Origin of the sequence: Streptomyces rishiriensis (assembly GCF_030815485.1) — a bacterium.
GTDB classification, from domain to species: Bacteria; Actinomycetota; Actinomycetes; order Streptomycetales; family Streptomycetaceae; genus Streptomyces; species Streptomyces rishiriensis_A.
Genome location: NZ_JAUSWV010000002.1, coordinates 2882928 through 2897331, shown reverse-complemented (window position 1 = coordinate 2897331; position 14404 = coordinate 2882928). Strand labels below are relative to the sequence as shown.

At 71.3% G+C, this 14404-nt stretch carries 15 protein-coding genes; 5 read left to right on the top strand and 10 right to left on the bottom strand.

Translation table 11 applies throughout. The features are described 5' to 3' along the window. Position 1 precedes the first annotated feature (1 nt). Positions 2-340 carry a P-II family nitrogen regulator gene (locus QF030_RS15365; RefSeq protein ID WP_307163243.1) on the bottom strand — a complete coding sequence of 113 codons (339 nt, stop codon included), beginning with the start codon at positions 338-340 and terminating at the stop codon, positions 2-4. Further along, positions 337-1647, bottom strand: coding sequence for an ammonium transporter (locus QF030_RS15360; protein ID WP_307163242.1), 1311 nt, complete (start codon positions 1645-1647; stop codon positions 337-339). The genes QF030_RS15365 and QF030_RS15360 overlap by 4 nt, the downstream gene beginning before the upstream one ends. Positions 1648-1821: 174 nt before the next feature. Here QF030_RS15360 and era point away from each other — a divergent pair, with 174 nt between their 5' ends. Beyond that, positions 1822-2775 (top strand): GTPase Era, encoded by a 954-nt coding sequence (gene era, locus QF030_RS15355; RefSeq protein ID WP_307163241.1) that lies wholly within the window; start codon positions 1822-1824, stop codon positions 2773-2775. A gap of 150 nt (positions 2776-2925) precedes the next feature. Here the strand turns inward: era and QF030_RS15350 are convergent, their stop codons facing one another. After that, positions 2926-3792, bottom strand: a complete 867-nt coding sequence (locus tag QF030_RS15350; protein ID WP_307163240.1) for a helix-turn-helix transcriptional regulator — start codon at positions 3790-3792, stop codon at positions 2926-2928. Positions 3793-3917: 125 nt separating this feature from the next. Between QF030_RS15350 and QF030_RS15345 the strand changes: the two genes are divergently transcribed. Beyond that, positions 3918-4775: an NAD-dependent epimerase/dehydratase family protein gene (locus QF030_RS15345; RefSeq protein WP_307163239.1), complete on the top strand. Its 858-nt coding sequence runs from the start codon at positions 3918-3920 to the stop codon at positions 4773-4775. 4 nt (positions 4776-4779) lie between these two features. Here QF030_RS15345 and QF030_RS15340 read toward each other — a convergent pair whose 3' ends face one another. The 4 genes from QF030_RS15340 to QF030_RS15325 all read right to left on the bottom strand — a co-directional run bounded on the left by QF030_RS15340 (position 4780) and on the right by QF030_RS15325 (position 8830). Beyond that, on the bottom strand, positions 4780-6039 hold the full coding sequence (locus tag QF030_RS15340) for an MFS transporter (RefSeq protein WP_307163238.1): 1260 nt from the start codon (positions 6037-6039) through the stop codon (positions 4780-4782). Continuing rightward, positions 6036-7358 (bottom strand): GH1 family beta-glucosidase, encoded by a 1323-nt coding sequence (locus QF030_RS15335; protein WP_307163237.1) that lies wholly within the window; start codon positions 7356-7358, stop codon positions 6036-6038. Before QF030_RS15335 ends, QF030_RS15340 begins: the two co-directional genes overlap by 4 nt. 113 nt (positions 7359-7471) lie before the next feature. Further along, a complete protein-coding gene (locus QF030_RS15330) occupies positions 7472-7738 on the bottom strand; it encodes a protealysin inhibitor emfourin (protein ID WP_307163236.1) in 267 nt (88 codons plus the stop codon). A 21-nt stretch (positions 7739-7759) separates the two neighbouring features. After that, positions 7760-8830 (bottom strand): M4 family metallopeptidase, encoded by a 1071-nt coding sequence (locus QF030_RS15325; protein WP_307163235.1) that lies wholly within the window; start codon positions 8828-8830, stop codon positions 7760-7762. Between the two features lie 366 nt (positions 8831-9196). On the opposite strand from QF030_RS15325, the gene leuA reads away from it, so the two are divergent. After that, positions 9197-10918: a 2-isopropylmalate synthase gene (gene leuA / locus QF030_RS15320; RefSeq protein WP_307163234.1), complete on the top strand. Its 1722-nt coding sequence runs from the start codon at positions 9197-9199 to the stop codon at positions 10916-10918. A gap of 186 nt (positions 10919-11104) precedes the next feature. After that, positions 11105-11800 (top strand): TerB family tellurite resistance protein, encoded by a 696-nt coding sequence (locus QF030_RS15315; protein ID WP_307163233.1) that lies wholly within the window; start codon positions 11105-11107, stop codon positions 11798-11800. 59 nt (positions 11801-11859) lie between these two features. Here the strand turns inward: QF030_RS15315 and QF030_RS15310 are convergent, their stop codons facing one another. Together QF030_RS15310 and QF030_RS15305 are read right to left on the bottom strand one after the other, a co-directional pair. After that, on the bottom strand, positions 11860-12804 hold the full coding sequence (locus QF030_RS15310; protein WP_307163232.1) for a hypothetical protein: 945 nt from the start codon (positions 12802-12804) through the stop codon (positions 11860-11862). After that, complete coding sequence (locus QF030_RS15305) at positions 12801-13391, bottom strand: SigE family RNA polymerase sigma factor (protein WP_307163231.1); 591 nt, start codon at positions 13389-13391, stop codon at positions 12801-12803. The genes QF030_RS15310 and QF030_RS15305 overlap by 4 nt, the downstream gene beginning before the upstream one ends. Positions 13392-13471: 80 nt before the next feature. Here QF030_RS15305 and QF030_RS15300 point away from each other — a divergent pair, with 80 nt between their 5' ends. Next, the gene (locus QF030_RS15300; protein WP_307163230.1) at positions 13472-13933 is read left to right on the top strand and encodes a protein-tyrosine phosphatase family protein; all 462 of its coding nucleotides are present in this window, start codon (positions 13472-13474) and stop codon (positions 13931-13933) included. On the opposite strand, the gene QF030_RS15295 is transcribed toward QF030_RS15300, so the two are convergent. Further along, a complete protein-coding gene (locus tag QF030_RS15295) occupies positions 13923-14396 on the bottom strand; it encodes a GNAT family N-acetyltransferase (RefSeq protein WP_307163229.1) in 474 nt (157 codons plus the stop codon). The genes QF030_RS15300 and QF030_RS15295 overlap by 11 nt on opposite strands. Positions 14397-14404: the final 8 nt, after the last annotated feature.

Here is a 14404-nt window from a genome sequence, read left to right as displayed (position 1 = left end):
GCTAGAGCGCGTCGGGCCCGCGCTCACCCGTCCGCACCCGCACGACCGTCTCGACCGGCACCGCCCACACCTTGCCGTCACCGATCTTCCCGGTGTGCGCGGCCCGCACGATCGCGTCGATCACGGCTTCGGACGCGGCGTCCTCGACGACGACCTCGATGCGCACCTTGGGCACGAGGTCGACCTGGTACTCGGCACCCCGGTACACCTCGGTGTGGCCGCGCTGCCGGCCGTAGCCGCTGGCCTCGGTCACGGTCAGGCCGTGCACGCCCAGCTCCTGGAGGGCCGTCTTGACCTCGTCGAGGCGGTAGGGCTTGACGATCGCGGTGATGAGCTTCATTCCTGTGGCTTGACCTTCTGGGCGGAGAGGAGGGAGTGCGAGCCGACCTGGGCGCCGTGGCCCAGGACGCCGTGATCGTATGCGGTCTCGGCGTGCACCGTAAGGTCCAGGCCGGTGTGCTCGTGGTCCTCGTGCGCGCGCAGGCCGATCGTCTTGTCGAGCACCTTGCCGATGCCGTACGTGACGGTGAAGGCGTACGCCCCCACGACGACCACGGCGACCAGCTGCTTGCCGAGCTGGCCGAGCCCGCCGCCGTAGAGCACGCCCTCGGCGCCGCCGGTCATGGTGTCCACCGCGAAGACGCCGATGAGGAGCGTGCCGGTGATCCCGCCGACCAGGTGGACACCGACCACGTCGAGGGAGTCGTCGTAGTTCAGCCGGAACTTCCAGCCCACGGCGTAGGAGCAGACGACACCGGCCGCCAGGCCGACGACCAGGGCGCCGAGCAGGGAGACCGAGCCGCAGGAGGGCGTGATGGCCACCAGGCCCGCGACCGCGCCGGACGCCGCGCCCAGCGTCGTCGGGTGACCGTCGCGCTTCTGCTCGACGAAGAGCCAGCCGAGCAGACCGGTGCAGCCGGCGGCGAGGGTGTTGAGGAAGGCGGCGGCCGCCAGGCCGTTCGCGCCGAGGGCGGAGCCCGCGTTGAAGCCGAACCAGCCGAACCAGAGCAGACCCGCGCCCAGCATCACCATGGGCAGGTTGTGCGGACGCATCGCGTCCTTCTTGAAGCCCAGGCGCGGGCCCAGGACCAGGCACAACGCCAGTCCCGAGGCGCCCGAGGTGATCTCGACGGGAAGACCGCCGGCGAAGTCGAGGGCGCCGAGCCGGTCGAGGATCCAGCCACCGGGGCCCCACACCCAGTGCGCGACGGGAACGTATACGAGGAGCGCCCAGACCGGTACGAAGACCAGCCACGCGCCGAACTTCGCCCGGTCCGCGATCGCGCCGCTGATCAGGGCGGCGGTGATGATCGCGAAGGTGAGCTGGAAGGTGGCGAAGAGCAGGGTGGGGACCGTGCCCTGCACGCTGTCCGGGCCGAGGCCCGCCATCCCGGCATGGTCCAGGCCGCCGATCAGCCCGCCCCCGGCGTCGTCGCCGAAAGCGAGCGAGTAGCCGGCCGTCAGCCACACCACGGTGACCAGCGCGATCGACACGAAGCTCATCATGAGCATGTTGAGGACGCTCTTCGTGCGGACCATGCCGCCGTAGAAGAGCGCCAGACCCGGGGTCATCAGCAGGACGAGGGCGGTGGCGGCGAGCAGCCAGGCGGTGTCGCCGGTGTTCGCGTGGGCGGCGGCCAGAGTCACGGGGGTCTCCAACGATGCGGGGGCTCGTCAGAGGTTCACCGCTTCCGGTTTCCGGTCGCGTACAGGTGTGTTTCCATGACGTTTCGTTGCGTGGAGGTTTCCGGGAGCTCACGGTGGAGGGCACTGCCGCTCGTGTGTACGGCGGGGCTTCGTGGATCAGGGAGAATGGGGGCCATGAGCGTCCGTAACCAGTCATCCGAGCAGTCGGCCGAGGCCCCCCACCGCGCCGGCTTCGCCTGCTTCGTGGGCCGTCCCAACGCGGGCAAGTCCACCCTCACGAACGCTCTGGTCGGGAAGAAGGTGGCGATCACCTCGAACCGTCCGCAGACCACCCGGCACACGGTGCGGGGCATCGTGCACCGGCCGGACGCGCAGCTGATCCTGGTCGACACGCCGGGCCTGCACAAGCCGCGCACCCTCCTCGGCGAGCGGCTCAACGACGTCGTGCGCGCCACCTGGGCCGAGGTCGACGTCATCGGCTTCTGCCTGCCGGCCGACGAGAAGCTGGGCCCCGGCGACCGCTTCATCGCCAAGGAGCTCGCCGGGATCAAGCGGACCCCGAAGGTCGCGATCGTGACGAAGACCGACCTCGTGGACTCCAAGACGCTCGCCGAGCAGCTCATCGCGATCGACCAGCTCGGCAAGGAGCTGGGGTTCGAGTGGGCCGAGATCGTGCCGGTCTCGGCGGTCGGCGACCAGCAGGTCGGGCTGCTGGCGGACCTGCTCGCCCCGATGCTCCCGGAGAGCCCGCCGCTCTACCCCGAGGGCGACCTGACGGACGAGCCCGAGCAGGTGATGGTCGCCGAGCTGATCCGCGAGGCGGCGCTGGAGGGCGTACGGGACGAGCTGCCGCACTCCATCGCGGTCGTCGTCGAGGAGATGCTCCCGCGCGAGGACCGGCCGGCGGAGAAGCCGCTGCTCGACATCCACGCCAACATCTACATCGAGCGCCCCAGCCAGAAGGGCATCATCATCGGCCCCAAGGGCAAGCGCCTGAAGGACGTCGGCATCAAGTCCCGCAAGCAGATCGAGGCACTGCTCGGCACACCCGTCTTCCTGGATCTGCACGTGAAGGTCGCGAAGGACTGGCAGCGCGACCCGAAGCAGCTGCGCAAGCTGGGGTTCTGAGGCGTGCGCGGGGCACGGTAGGCAGGTGGGGGTCCTGGCGGGCGTGCCTGCCGCGCGGCGGCAGCCGCATGTCGATACGGCCTCGGCCCCGCGCGTGAAGGCCGCGCAGGACGGGCAGCGCGACCCGAAGCGGTTGCGCAGGCCGGGGTTCTAACCCGTCCGCCGAGGGGGCGTTGCCTGCGGGGACATGTCCTGGAGCCCCACCACCCGCAGCAGCCGGAGCCGTTCGTGGGACTCCGTGCCCGGGCGGGCCGTGTGGATGATCAGGAGTTGGCGGTGCTCGTGGCTGAGCAGGACCTCGCAGTCCAGGTCCAGCAGGCCGACCAGCGGGTGCAGGAAGCGTTTCGTCGCCTTGTGGCGCAGGGACACCTGGTGCTCCTCCCAGAGGCGGGCGAACTCTGCGCTTCCTGCGCGCAGTTCGGCGACCAGCGCGGCCGGGGCCGGGTCGTCGGGGCGGGCGGCGGTCACCGCGCGCAGATTGGCCACATGGGCGCGGGCGTGGTCCGCCCGGTCCTCCTCCGGGAACAGGACGCGCGCGCCCGGGTCCAGGAAGTACATGCGGGCCAGGTTCCGCTCCCGTCGGGGGCGGGACATCACGTCGAGGGTCAGCGCCCTGGCCATCGCGTTCTGGGCCAGCACCTCCCCGCAGTCGGTCACCACCTGCGCCGAGGTGTCGTCCAGGCGGTCCAGGATCAGCATCAGCCCGGGCGAGACGTGCGTCGACGCCGTCTCCCGGCGCGGCGGCTCCTCGCCGATGAGGTGGAACAGATGGTCGCGCTCGTCGGCGGTCAGCCGCAGCGCGCGGGCCAGTGCCGTCAGCATCTGGCGTGACGGGCGCGGGCCCCGGCACTGCTCCAGGCGCGTGTAGTAGTCGACCGACATACCCGCCAGCTGGGCCACCTCCTCGCGGCGCAGTCCGGGCGTACGGCGGCGGGCCCCGGGCGTCAGACCCACGTCCGGCGGGGTCAGACGGGCCCGGCCACGGCGCAGGAAGTCGGCGAGTTCGGCTCGGTTCACCCCTCCAGGCTGCGCCATCGCGCCGGCCTTATCCAGGGACTGCCGATCCCCTGATCGACGGGTCTCTCCCGGTCTTCCCCGCTCCGCCCGAGGCTGGTGGCACCAGACCAAGAGGAGCGAGAACGATGTTGACACTGGTGACGGGTACGACGGGACAGGTCGGCCGGCGTTTTGTGCCGAGGCTGCTGGCGCAGGCCGTGGCGGGGGAGAAGGTGCGGGTCCTGGTGCGCGACGCGGCGCGGGGGGAGCGGTTCGCGGAGCTGGGCGCCGAGGTCGTGGTCGGCGATCTGCGGGACGCGGAAGCGCTCGGCAAGGCGGTGGCCGGCGTCGACGCCGTGGTGAACGTGGCGGCGGCCTTCCGCGGGGTGCCGGACGAGGAGGCGTGGGCCGTCAACCGGGACGCGGCGGTGGAACTGGGCCGCGCCGCACTGGCCTCCGGGGTGCGGCGTTTCGTGCAGGTCAGCACGGGGCTGGTGTACGGCCTCGGGCGGGGCCGCCCGCTGACCGAGGACGACGAGGTCCGGCCCGGCGGCGGCGCGATGTGGGGCGCCTACCCCGAGGCGAAGGGGGTGGCCGAGCGGGAGCTGTTCGCGCTGGACGGCCTGGACGTGCGCGTCGGCCGCCTGGCCTTCGTCTACGGCGAGGGCGACCCCCACCTCGCCCAGTCGCTGATGTGGGCCGGCGACTGGGCGGCGGCCCAGCGGCTGCACATGGTCCATCACGCGGACGTCGCCCAGGGACTGCTGCGTCTCCTGCACGCGCCGGGAGCCGCCGGCCGGGCCTACAACATCGCCGACGACGCCCCCGTCACGGCGGTCGAACTGCACCAGCTCAACGGGGTCGACGTGCCCGCCGGGCTCTACGAGCGCACCGACCCGGACCCGTTCTTCCAGCTGACCTCCACCGAACGCATCCGCCGCGAACTCGGCTACCGCCCGCTGTACCCCAGCGTCTACGCGGCCCGGGACGCCGGAGCCCTCTGACGGGTCAGTCCACCCCTTTGATCCGGCCCACCAGAACCGCCCCCGCCAGCCCGACCACCGCCGCCACCAGATACAGCACCCGGTAGCCGCCCAGGTAGGTGACGATCGGCGCGGCCAGGGCGGGGGCCGCGACCTGCGGCAGGGCGTTGGCCACGTTGATGACGCCCAGGTCCTTGCCCCGGTCCCCGGCCTTCGGCAGCACGTCCGTCATCAGCGCGAAGTCGACCGACGTGAACACGCCGAAGCCGATGCCCAGCACCGCCGCCGCGACGATCGCCCCCGGCCAGGTCTGCCAGACCGCGAGGCCCGCCGTCGCCACCGCCATCAGCAGGCCCGACCAGATCACGAACGGCTTGCGTCTGCCGATCCGGTCCGACCAGACGCCTCCGACGACCACCGTGGCGAGCAGGGTCAGCCCGTTCACCGCCGTCAGGATCAGCACGCCCTGCTCGGGGTCGGAGTGGTGCAGGCGGTCTCGCAGGTAGTAGAGGAGGTACAGCAGCACCAGCGCGTTGCTCAGGTTCATCAGGAAGCGGGTCAGCCAGGCCCAGCCCAGGTCGGGGTACTTCCGCGGGCTCAGCCAGAACCCGGCCGCGAAGCCCCGCCAGGACCACGCGGGCCGGTCCTCCACCGCCAACCGCAGATCCTCGTACCGCAGTACGTAGGGCAGCACGCCCAGCGTCGTGAAAACCGCGCATGCCACGTAACCCGCTCCGACGCCCCCGGCGGCCGTCGCGAGCCCCGTGCCGCCGACCACGCCCAGGATCTGCGCGGCGCCCAGCCAGCCGCCCACCGAGCCCCGCTGGAGCCGGGGGACCCGGTCGGGGACGGCGGCCGTCACCGCGGCGAAGGCCGCGTTCAGCGTCAGCTGGACCAGGCACCAGCCCGCCGCCATGGTCCAGACGCCGTCCGCTCCCGCGAGCAGCAGAAGAGAGAGGGCGCCGCCCGCCGTGCCCGCCACGATCCACGGCGTACGGCGGCCCCGGCGGGACGTCGTACGGTCCGACAGCGCGCCGAAGAGGGGGTTCGCGGCCAGGGACGCCACCGCGCCGACACCCGTCACCCAGGCCAGCATCGTCTCCTTCGACATGCCGGAGCCGGGTGCGAAGTCCTCGGCCTGCGAGGCCAGCAGGATCTGCAGCGGGCCGTACCAGCCCACCCAGATCGCCCCGTTGGCGAGGGACAGGGCCGACGTCCAGCCCCGGCCCACCCGCTCCACGGGCTCGGCCAGGGCCACCGCCGGGGCCCTGTCCGCCGTCGTCATCCCTGCGCCCGCAGGACGTCCCGCAGCCAGGCGTACGACGCCTTCGGGGTGCGGGCCAGGGTCTCGAAGTCCACGTGGACCAGGCCGAAGCGGCGCTCGTACCCTTCCGCCCACTCGAAGTTGTCGAGCAGCGACCACACGAAGTAGCCGCGCACGTCGACGCCCGCCTCCATCGCCCGGTGCAGGGCCCGCAGATGACCGTCCAGGTAGGCGACGCGCTCCTGGTCGTCCACGCCCGGGTAGCTGCATCCGTTCTCCGTGATGACGATCGGGGGCAGCCGGTCGCCGTAACGGTCGCGGAAGGTCGTGAGGAGTTCCGTCAGGCCCTCGGGGACGACCGGCCAGCCGAAGTCCGTCACCGGGACGTCCTCGATCTGCTGGACCGAGAAGGGGAGTTCGGCAGGCATGCTGATGCCGCCGAACTCGATCTCCGTGCCCTGCGGGGCGCCCACCTTCGTCGGGGCGTAGTAGTTGATCCCGTACCAGTCGAGCGGCTCCGAGATCACCTTGAGGTCGGCCTGGACGTCCCCCGGCAACAACTCGCCGAGTCCCTCCGGATATTCGCCGAGCAGCACGGGCTCCGCGAACAGCCGGTTCAGCAGGACGTCGTAGAAGGCGGCCGCCTCCAGGTCGGCGGGTTCCCGGGAGGCCGGCCAGGTCGGGCCGTGCGAGTTGGCGATGCCGATGTCCGTGACGCCTGCCGCGCGCAGCGCCTGGACGGCGAGGCCGTGTCCCAGCAACTGGTGGTGGGCGGCCGGGAGCGCGTCGAACAGGAGCTTCCTGCCGGGCGCGTGGGTGCCGAGGGCGTGCCCCAGCAGGGTGTGCTCGGCGGGCTCGTTGACGGTGATCCACTTCTGCACACGGTCACCGAGGCGTCCGGCGACCACCGACGTGTACTCGGCGAAAAGGCCGGCGGTGTCCCGTTCCAGCCAGTCGAGCCGGTCCGGCAGGTCCCAGTGGAAGAGGGTGGGGACCGGGCGTACTCCGGCCGCGCACAGCTCGTCGACGAGCCGGTCGTAGAAGTCGAGGCCGCCGGGCGAGTTCACCCTCGGCCACGAGATGGAGAAGCGGTAGGCGTTCACGCCCAGGCCCGACAGAAGCGCCACGTCCTCGGGGTAGCGGTGGTAGTGGTCGCAGGCCACCGTCGCCGTGGAACCGTCCTTCACCGATCCCGGCCGGGCGGTGAAGGTGTCCCAGACCGAGGGCTCGCGCAGCTCAGCCGCACCCTCGATCTGATGCGCGGAGGTGGACACGCCCCACAGGAAGTCTGCCGGGAACCGGGGCATCGGGTTCGCCGCGTCGCGCGGATCGTTCGCCATGGGCGGGATCATCCTTACCGCTGGGTAAGGAAGTCAACGTCCCGGCGCGAACTGCCAGTTATGCCCCTCCGGCAAGCACCCCGCAAGCACCCCGCGAGCTCCCGCGAACCCCCTCAGGCCCCCTCTTTCAGCACCCGTGAGATCAGCTTCCGCTGCTCCTCCGTGAGCCGGGGATCGGCCGCGTACACCGTCCTGCCGTCCACGGTGATCTCGTAGCTGAAGCCATCGGGCACGCCGACCGAAGGCGTGCCCCGGCCGGCGGCGACCGCCCGCTCGGCCAGGGTGTGCCACTCATGGGCGTCGGGCCGCCCCGAGGTGTCCACCTCGGCACGGCGCTCGATGCCCGCGAACCCGCCCGTGCGACTGACCTGAATACGCATGGGTCCCTGTCTATTACGGACTCAGAGAATCCGCACCCCCACCTGCTCCCAGGCCTTCTCCACGGCCTGGAGCTCCTCCCCGCCGCTGCCGAAGCGCTCCCGCGCGGCCTTCACCGTCAGCTTGGCGAAGTCGGTGAAGAAGGCACGCTCGGAGAGTTCGCCGCCGGTCAGGACGTCGTACCAGAGCTGGCCGGCCTTCTCCCAGGCGTAGCCGCCGAGGGCGGTGGCGGCCAGGTAGAACGCATGGTTGGGGATGCCGGAGTTGATGTGGACGCCGCCGTTGTCGCGGCCGGTGCGCACGTACTCGTCCATCGTCGCGGGCTGCGGGTCCTTGCCGAGGACGTCGTCGTCGTACGCGGTGCCCGGTGCCTTCATGGAGCGCAGGGCGGTGCCGGTGACGGCCGGGGCGAGCAGGCCCGCGCCGATCAGCCAGTCGGCCTCGGCGGCGGTCTGGCCGAGCGAGTACTGCTTGATGAGCGAGCCGAAGACGTCGGACATCGACTCGTTGAGGGCGCCCGGCTGGCCGTTGTAGGTCAGGTTCGCCGTGTACTGCGTGACGCCGTGGGTGAGTTCGTGCCCGATGACGTCGATGGAGTTGGTGAAGTCGACGAAGATCTCGCCGTCGCCGTCACCGAACACCATCTGCTCGCCGTTCCAGAAGGCGTTGTTGTAGCCCTCGTCGTAGTGGACCGTGGCGTCGAGGGCCAGGCCGTCGCCGTCGATCGAGTGGCGCCGGTAGCCCTTCAGGTACAGGTCGAAGGTGGCGCCGAGTCCGGAGTAGGCGCGGTTGACGGTGGCGTCCTGGCCGGGGTCCTGGCCCTCGGCGCGGACCTCGGTGCCGGGCAGCGAGGTGCCGTGCCCGGCGTCGTAGATCGTGCGCAGCGGCTGGTCCGACGGCGCCTTCACCGTCGGGGCGGCCGTCAGGCCGTACTCGGTGGTCACCTGGCGCAGTGCGCGCAACTCGCTGTCGCGCAGGATCGTGCGCCGGGCGGGACCGGAGAGAGCGGGGTCGTCGTTGCGCGCGAGCCGGTCGAGGACGTGCGGCGGTACGACGGTGCAGAAGACGGGCTCGAAGCCCCCGTGAGTCGTCATGCCCGGCACCCTTGCACTGCGTTATCCCGCTGTCACCACCCGCAACCATGATTGGTGAAATACGGTGACAAAGGGGCCTGATCTGCGACGGCCGATGGTATGGCGCGGGGGCGCCGAGTGGCGTGGCGCACGTTCCGTCCCTTTTCCTATGGTTCATCCGGCCGGTCCCGCATACTGGAACGAACCCGCGCGACGGAAGCGGCTCCGCTAGGCTGCGGAGCACTATGCGTTTCGGGCTGCTTCTCCTTAGCTGCCGCGGCGAGGGCCTGTAGTCGAGGCCGACCCCCTCCCCGCGGTGCTTGGTGTTGCGCGTCGGCCGTCCTTCCGTCCGGACACTCTCCGGTCCTCCTGAGGAGCCACCGCATCATGGCGAACCGCCAGCAGCCCAGTCACATGCCGATCCACAAGTACGGACAGTACGACCAGGTCGACATCCCCGACCGCACCTGGCCCGGAAAGCGGATCACCGTCGCCCCCCGCTGGCTCTCCACCGACCTGCGTGACGGCAACCAGGCCCTGATCGACCCCATGTCGCCCGAGCGCAAGCGCCGGATGTTCGACCAGCTGGTCAAGATGGGTTACAAGGAGATCGAGGTCGGCTTCCCGGCCTCCGGTCAGACCGACTTCGACTTCGTGCGCTCGATCATCGAGGAAGAGGGCGCGATCCCGGACGACGTGACGATCTCCGTACTGACCCAGGCCCGCGAGGACCTGATCGAGCGGACCGTGGAGTCCCTGAAGGGCGCCAGGCGGGCGACCGTCCACCTGTACAACGCCACGGCCCCGGTGTTCCGCCGGGTCGTCTTCCGCGGCTCCAAGGACGACATCAAGCAGATCGCCGTCGACGGCACCCGCCTGGTCGTCGAGTACGCGGAGAAGCTGCTGGGCCCCGAGACGGAGTTCGGCTACCAGTACAGCCCCGAGATCTTCACCGACACCGAGCTGGACTTCGCCCTGGAGGTCTGCGAGGCGGTCATGGACGTCTGGCAGCCGGGCCCGGGCCGCGAGATCATCCTGAACCTGCCGGCCACCGTCGAGCGTTCCACGCCGTCCACCCACGCCGACCGCTTCGAGTGGATGAGCCGCAACCTCTCCCGCCGCGAGTACGTCTGCGTCTCCGTCCACCCGCACAACGACCGCGGTACGGCCGTCGCCGCCGCCGAGCTGGCGCTGATGGCCGGCGCCGACCGCGTCGAGGGCTGTCTGTTCGGGCAGGGCGAGCGCACCGGCAACGTCGACCTGGTGACCCTGGGCATGAACCTGTTCTCCCAGGGCGTCGACCCGCAGATCGACTTCTCCGACATCGACGAGATCCGTCGTACGTGGGAGTACTGCAACCAGATGGAGGTCCACCCGCGCCACCCGTACGTGGGCGACCTGGTCTACACGTCCTTCTCCGGCTCCCACCAGGACGCCATCAAGAAGGGCTTCGACGCGATGGAGGCCGACGCGGCCGCCAAGGGCGTCACCGTCGACGACATCGAGTGGGCGGTCCCGTACCTGCCGATCGACCCCAAGGACGTCGGCCGCTCCTACGAGGCCGTCATCCGCGTCAACTCGCAGTCCGGCAAGGGCGGTATCGCGTACGTCCTGAAGAACGACCACAAGCTGGACCTGCCCCGCCGGATGCAGATCGAGTTCTCCAAGCTCATCCAGGCGAAGACGGACGCCGAGGGCGGCGAGGTCACCGGCGGCGCCATCTGGTCGGTCTTCCAGGACGAGTACCTGCCGAACCCGGAGAACCCCTGGGGCCGTATCCAGGTCCGCGCGGGCCAGTCCACGACCGACACCGACGGCGTCGACACCCTGACCGTCGAGGCCACGGTCGACGGCGAGGACACCGTCCTGACCGGCACCGGGAACGGTCCGATCTCGGCCTTCTTCAACGCCCTGCAGTCCGTCGGCATCGACGTACGCCTGCTGGACTACCAGGAGCACACGATGAGCGAGGGCGCGTCCGCGCAGGCCGCCTCGTACATCGAATGCGCGATCGACGACAAGGTCCTGTGGGGGATCGGCATCGACGCGAACACGACGCGTGCGTCGCTGAAGGCGGTCGTCTCCGCCGTCAACCGCGCGACCCGCTGACCGGCCTGACCGGGACTTTCGGGGCCCTGACCGCTGTATACGGCGGTCGGGGCCCCGTCGTATATCGGCCATCCCGCTGTGGAGGTCACGGGAAGGTCTCGTCCTGGGTGCTGACTACACCTCATGGATGTGGCTAACATCACGGAGGCGTGCGGCGATGTTGCCGCGGGGTTACGGAGGTGCGACGTGCTGCCAGGACGGGGACGAGACGGCCGTGTCACCGGGCTTGCCCGCATCCTGGGCACCCGTACCGCGTGGACGCCCGCGGGCGACGGCGAGTTCTTCTGCCCGGGGTGCGGAGGCGACCGCAACTACCAGCGGCTGACCGGCCAGCGCCGCTTCACCCTCCTCGGCATGCCGGTCCTGCCACGCGGCGAGACCGGCCCGGTCGTCGAGTGCGCGGCCTGCCGCCGCCACTTCGGCACCGACGTCCTCGACCACCCCACCACCATCCGCTTCTCGGCGATGCTCCGCGACGCCGTGCACACCGTCGCCCTCGCGGTCCTGTCCGCGGGCGGCACCTGCGCCCGCACGTCCCTGGAGACGGCGGCGGGGGCGGTGCGCGCGGCCGGCTTCACCGACTGCACGGAGGAACAGCTCGCCGCGCTCGTCGCCGCTCTCGCCTCCGACACCGGCCACCACTACGGCGAACCCTACGGAGCGGGACTCGCCATAGAGCTCCACGAGGCCCTCGACCCGCTCGCCCCGCACCTCGCCGCGATCGGCCGCGAATCGATCCTGCTCCAGGGCGCCCGCATCGCCCTCGCGGACGGCCCGTACACCCCGGCCGAGCGAGAGGTCCTGACGACGGTCGGCGCGGCCCTGACGATCCGCGCCGAGGACGTGACCCGCCTGCTGGTGGCGGCCCGGACGCCGTCCTGACACTCCCCGGGGAGTGGCCCCCGCCCGGTCGCCGCCCCGGCAGCCGCTGACCGGCGTGGTCAGGGCAGCGTGCGCCGGTACGTCCCGTCCTGGTCGGAGTCGTAGACCAGCTTGCCGGAGTCGTCGTAGCCCTTGATGTGCGGGGCCAGCGAGACCTGCTGGTTCAGCACCCCGGCGGCGGCGAACCAGCCGTGGTCCAGGGCCGCGGTCACGGGGCCGTCGTCGCCGTAGGAGACGGTCACCTCGGCCACCGACGCCTCGACGGCGCCGACGACCCCCCACCGGAACGGCAGTTTCCATGTGCCCTTGTCGATGAACGACTGCTGGTACAGCTGCTCGCCGTTGCCGTCCACCGTGACGGGGCCCGCGCCCGGCGCCCCGGCGTCGATCGAGCCGGTGCTGATGCCCGAGGCCACCCCGTCCTTGACGGAGCAGATCACCCAGCGGCCCGCGGACCGCTTGTTCACCGCGGTGACGTAGATGCCGTCGCCGGCGTCGTGGGAGTCCCCGGTGCTCCTGATCGCCTGGATGATCCGGTAGTCCTCGGCCCCGCCCAGATCCGCGGCGCTCCCGGGCGGCCCGCCCTCGGCGGCCAGGCACTTCCGCAGACCGTCCGCGGCCTGCGTGAAGGTGATCCCGTCGAGCAACTGCCCGTCGGTCGCGGGTTTCCCGGGGCCGGCCGCCGTGCCGCCCGGTGTCGTGGACGCGCTCCCGGCCGTGCTGTGCGGGGCGCTGACCGACGGCTTCGGCGCCGCCGTGTCGGCGCCCCGCCCCCCGCTCCCCCCGGCCACGGCGTAAGCGCCCACCGGCACCGCGGCCAGCGTCATCAGCGCCGCTCCGGTCAACGCCACACGCCGCCGCCGCTCGGCCAGTCCACGCCGCCGGATAGCCGGATACGGCACCGACGAGGGCTGGATGGTGTACGCGTCCTCGGCGAGCAGCTCACGCATCCGCTCCTCGAATCCGGAGTCACCTCGGTCCGCCTGCTTCCCCGAGCCGTTCACCGGCCGCCTCCCTGAACCTGACCCTGAATCCGAACCCGACCCTGCACCCGCACCTGCGCCTGCTCCTGACCGCGACGCCCCGACACCGCGCGGTCGGCGGCCAGCCCCGGATGCGTCCGCAACTTCGCGAGTCCCTTCGAGGCCTGGCTCTTGACCGTGCCCGGCGAGCAGCCGAGCACCTCGGCCACCTCCGCCTCGGACAGGTCCTCCCAGTACCTCAGGACCACCACCGCCCTCTGCCTCGGCGGCAGTTGGGCGAGTCCGGCCAGCAGGGAGCCACGCTCCTCCACCCGCCCGGCGCCCTCGTCGCGTCCCGCCCGCTCCGGCGGCGCAGCGGTCAGAGCCTCGGCGACCCGCCGCTTGCGGAACCGGTCACTGTTGCAACTGACCAGCATCCGCCGCACATACGCCTCCGGGTTGTCGCTGCGCGAGATCCGCCGCCACGACCGGTACGCCTTGGCCAGCGCGGTCTGCGTCAGGTCCTCCGCGTGGTGGACGTCCCCCGTCAGCAGATACGCGGTGCGCACGAGCCGGGACCACCGGGCTCTGACGAACTCCTGGAACCGGTCTTCTTGTTCGGCCTGCATCAAGCACCCTCCTCGCCCTCCAGACCACCGGTCGGGCCGAATCGGTTGCCCGTCCGCCGTGCCCGCGTTCGAATGGGGTGATGAGAAGTGACGCGTGGGCCTGGCGTGAGGACGATCCCGGAGTGCTCCTGCTGCCGTCCGGCCGCCTGATCCGCGGTCGCGGCCTGCGCCGCCCGCTCGACCCCGCGGCCCCCGCGCCCACGTACGGCGTCTACCTGCTCGGCACGCGGCCCCCGCTGCCGCCCTGGGAGTCCCGCTGGCTGCGCTGGCCCGACTTCCGCCTCCCCGGCGACCGTGCGGAGGCCCGGGCGACCCTGACCGAGGCGTGGCGTCGCGCGGCCGGAGAACGCGTGGAGATGGCCTGCGCCGGCGGCCGCGGCCGTACCGGAACGGCTTTGGCGTGCCTGGCGGTCCTGGACGGCGTTCCGGCGGACGAGGCGGTGGACTTCGTCCGCCGTCACTACGACCGGCGCGCGGTGGAGACGCCCTGGCAGCGCAGATATGTGCGGGGGTTCGGGCGACCCGCGGGGCTCACAGGGTGAGCGTCATGAGGAGGCGGTCCTCGCCGGGACCGAAATAGCCCACGTGGGGCCCGTCGGGATCGGGGACGAAGCCCAGGGAGCGGTACAGGGCGATGGCCGAGTCGTTGCGCGGCTCCACGGAGAGCCGGACGGAATGCGCGCCCTTCGCCCGCAGTTGAGCGAGCAGTTTCGTCATCAGTCGCCTGCCGAAACCCTTTCCCCGCAGCCCGGGGGTGATGGCGAGGCTGAGCACCCAGCTCTGCGCGTCGTTCGGCGCGGTCCCGAGCACGTATCCGTAGAGGTCCGTGCCGTCGTGCACGACGTACACGAGGTCGGCGCAGGCGGTGACGAGTTGGCGCAGGACGAAGTAGGGGTAGGGACCGTGGGGGAAGGCGTCCGCGTCGAGGCGCACGATAAGGGGTAGGTCCGCTTCCAGATCCGCCTCGGTGACCGCTCTGATCCGTAAGGGTCTTTCTCCGGACATCTGGCTCA